The organism is Salinivirga sp. (assembly GCF_035268865.1).
Lineage (GTDB): Bacteria > Bacteroidota > Bacteroidia > Bacteroidales > Salinivirgaceae > Salinivirga.
This window is the reverse complement of sequence record NZ_DATFKB010000111.1, coordinates 1-3,649: the sequence shown is the minus strand read 5'-3', so window position 1 is coordinate 3,649 and position 3,649 is coordinate 1. Positions and strand designations below refer to the sequence as shown.

General features: G+C 39.2%; 3 protein-coding genes and 1 pseudogene. 3 read left to right on the top strand and 1 reads right to left on the bottom strand.

Annotation, left to right across the window (positions count from 1 at the left end; all coding sequences use genetic code 11):
• The first annotated feature begins 622 nt into the window (after positions 1 to 622).
• Positions 623 to 1,069, top strand: coding sequence for a pyridoxamine 5'-phosphate oxidase family protein (locus VJ937_RS07030; protein ID WP_324066189.1), 447 nt, complete (start codon positions 623 to 625; stop codon positions 1,067 to 1,069).
• A gap of 2 nt (positions 1,070 to 1,071) precedes the next feature.
• Entirely contained in the window at positions 1,072 to 2,118 is a 1,047-nt protein-coding gene (gene thiL / locus VJ937_RS07025) for a thiamine-phosphate kinase (RefSeq protein WP_324066188.1), read from the top strand.
• Between the two features lie 58 nt (positions 2,119 to 2,176).
• On the opposite strand, the gene VJ937_RS07020 is transcribed toward thiL, so the two are convergent.
• A complete protein-coding gene (locus tag VJ937_RS07020; protein WP_324066187.1) occupies positions 2,177 to 3,010 on the bottom strand; it encodes a universal stress protein in 834 nt (277 codons plus the stop codon).
• Positions 3,011 to 3,173: 163 nt separating this feature from the next.
• Here VJ937_RS07020 and VJ937_RS07015 point away from each other — a divergent pair.
• Positions 3,174 to 3,649: pseudogene (locus VJ937_RS07015) on the top strand (hypothetical protein); the annotation flags it as partial.

The following is a 3,649-nucleotide window of genomic DNA, read 5'->3' as shown; positions in this document are numbered from 1 at the left end:
AATATCATAGATAAACTGATTAAGACGGATACCGCTAAAGCTATTCATCAGGGACACTAAGTTTTCATGTCTGGTTTGAAAGATTGATAAAGATAAATCAATCAGTTTTATCTGCGTTCTATTATTTACAAATAAGCTTCGTTTATCTTCGGTAAGCTGGCGTATTTGGTAGCTGCAATAAGCATAGAACACGGATTACGCTGTTAAAATCAGTTAGAAAAACTGTGGTGAGGTGTAATTTGCTTTCTAATAAATCACGCTAAGTTTTCGTTTGGTTTGAAAGATTGATAGAGACAAATCATTCAGTTTTATCTGTGTTCTATTATTTACAAATAACCTTCGCTTATCTTTGGTAAGCTGGCGTATTTGGTAGCTGAAATAAGCATAGAACACGGATTACGCTGTTAAATTTAGTTAGAAATCAGTTATGAGGTGTAATTTGCTTTCCAATAAATCACGCTGAGTTTTCGTCTGGTTTGAAAGATTGATAAAGATAAATCAATCAGTTTTATCTGTGTTCTATAATTATGATTAATCCTTTTTAAACTTAACCCCATACATCCACTGCACTTATTTGTGGCGTTCCCCATTCAAAATACTATCTTCGCAAAAAACACACAGAATGGTTTCACCTGACGAACGCATTATAAAAATGATAAAAAAACACCACGTGCTTACATTGGCTACAAGTAGTGAAAATGTACCGTGGGTTGCCAGTTGTTTTTACGCCTGGCTTGATGATGAAGGTGTTTTTGTATACACATCCGATTTAAGAACCAGGCATGGCGCCGAAGCCGATAAAAACCAGGATGTAGCAGCCAATATTTATCTGGAAACAAAGTTGGTAGGAAAAATACAGGGCATACAAATTGCAGGTACCACTTTCCGGCCGGAGGGTGAATTATTGGGGCGCGCGAAAAAAAGATATTTGAAACGTTTTCCCTATGCACGGCTGATGGAAACAACCCTTTGGGTGTTGAAACCTTCGGCAATGAAGATGACAGACAACCGGCTGGGTTTTGGAAAAAAACTAATTTGGCAGGAAGATAAAGGATCGATAATACAATAATTATGGCAGCAGAAGAAAAAAAGAAACTTACACCCATTTCAGATCTTGGTGAGTTTGGACTCATAGAACACATCAGTGAAAAGGTGAAAATTAAAAATAAAGAGACCCGAACCGGCATTGGCGATGATGCTGCAGTGCTGGATTTTAGTGGTATGCAAACCGTTGTAACATCCGATATTCTTGTTGAAGGTGTGCATTTTGATCTTATGTACACACCACTTAAACATTTGGGCTACAAAGCCGTAATTGTAAACCTTTCAGATGTGGTGGCTATGAATGCCATACCCAAACAAATAATTGTTTCTATTGCCATGTCCGGAAAGTTTTCGGTTGAAGCCGTGGATGAGTTGTATTCAGGTATTTACAAAGCCTGTGAAGCCTACGGTGTGGATTTAGTTGGCGGAGATACCACCTCTTCGGTTACAGGCCTTACCATAAGTGTTACGGCCATTGGGGCTGCTCAAAAAGAGGAAATTGTATACCGTTCCGGCGCTCGTGAAAACGATATTATTTGCGCAACCGGCGATTTGGGTGCTGCCTATATGGGACTTCAACTACTTGAGCGTGAAAAAGAAGTTTTTAAGGCCAATCCGCATACCCAACCGGAATTGTCGGGCAACGACTATATTTTAAGCCGCATACTTAAGCCCGAAGCACGCCTCGATGTAATAAAAAAGCTAAGGGAGCTTCACATAAAGCCCACTGCCATGATGGATATTTCTGATGGGTTGTCATCGGAATTGCTGCACATTTGCAAACAAAGTCATTGTGGGTGTCGCATATACCAGGATAAGCTGGCCATTAGCCAGGAAGCAGCAGAACTGGCCAATGAAATGAATCTTGAGCCACTTATTGCTGCGCTTAATGGAGGTGAAGATTATGAACTGGTCTTTACAATTGATCCTGCAGATTACGAGAAAATAAAAGACATTGAGCAAATTGTTGCCATCGGGCATGTTACAAGCGAGGAGAAGGGCAAGTATATGGTGCCCAAATCAGGTGAAAATATTGAGCTGAAAGCGCAGGGCTGGAATGCCTACAAGAAATAAAAAAAGCTCCGGTACAATTCATTATGTGCCGGAGCTTTTTTTTATTTAAAATTTTCTACTACCAGTTTGCCGAAAGGTTGGCTTTTGCCACGTCTTTGCGTGGGTTTACGCACATAATGGGTACTTTGGCACTATTGGCAATGATGTATTGCTCCGAAGCCCCGAAAATGTAGTCACCTAAACCAATGCCTTTGGTTGTCATAATGAGCACAAGCTCCGCTTCAACATCCTGGGCATACTGAAGCATCTCATCCTCGAATTTACTTGCCTTGCGGGCAGTCTCAAGTTCAAAATCCACACCGTAATGCTGCAAGTGTTTTTTTGCAAATAAGAGGTTGTTATTTACTTTTGTGAGGTAATAACCATCATCTACAGGCGGCTTGAATAACAGTATTTTAGAGTTAAAATATTTTGCCAGATAAATGGCCCAAATAAGTTTTTCTTTGTTTTCTGCCTTGAAGTTTACAGGAAATACAATCTTGTCATAAGTTTCAACCCTTGGCATTTCCTGAACCACGATAAAGGGCACCTCCGAGCTGGCTATAACTTTTAGTGCCCAGCTACCGGTAATTTTTTGCATGCCACGAATGCCATGGGTACCCATTACAACAAGCTTCACCTCTTCCTCTTTTGTGTAATCACCAATGGCATGGAAAATAGTTCCTTCAATTACTTTTGTCAATGGTTTTACTCCATACGTCTCTTCTGACTTTTCGGCTACTTCTGTCAGTTTTTTTTCAGCTTCCTGTATTTCAGCCTCTCTTTTTACAACATGCAGTAACTCAAGTTGGGTGCCTAATTGGCGGCCAAGTTTAACTGCATGAGCTAGTGCAAATTCAGACTTTTCGCTAAAGTCCCAGGTAACCAGTATTTTATGTAGATGTCTTTCCATACACAGTAATTTTATTATATCCAAATGTAACTAAAAAACATATATAAAGCAATAATGATTTATCATTATTAAAGGCATTGTTTGTTCTCTTTTTGAATTATATCAGTTGCTTGTTTATAATTCTTAAATTGCATTTATAAGCGAAACAGGAAATTTTGTAAATATGCTTTATTTAAAAGATTTTGTACGCATCATTATTGTAGTTTTTCTAACACTTTTGTTAAGTAATGGTTGCAAGCAAAGTACCAATCAAATAATACCTCCGCACAGCCCGTTATTAAAATACGAGGGCAGAATTGATACTTCGGCTCAGAATGTGGCAGGCTTTTTTTGGCCGGGAACAACTGTGCGATTGAAATTTGAAGGAACTTCGGTGCAGGCTATTATGAACGACACTAAAGGTGAATCCTTTTACAATGTAATTATCGATGGTAAACCCCAAGGTTATATAAGGCCGGATACAACTAAAAAAGCTATCGAGTTGGCTGAGCTTTCTCATGGTGTACATACGGTAGAGCTTTTCAGGCGCACCGAATTTACTACAGGAACCACAAATTTTTATGGGTTTAAAATCGGACGCAATGCCGAAGTTCTACCTCAGCAAAAGCACAAACATAAATTTGCGTTTTATGGTAACTC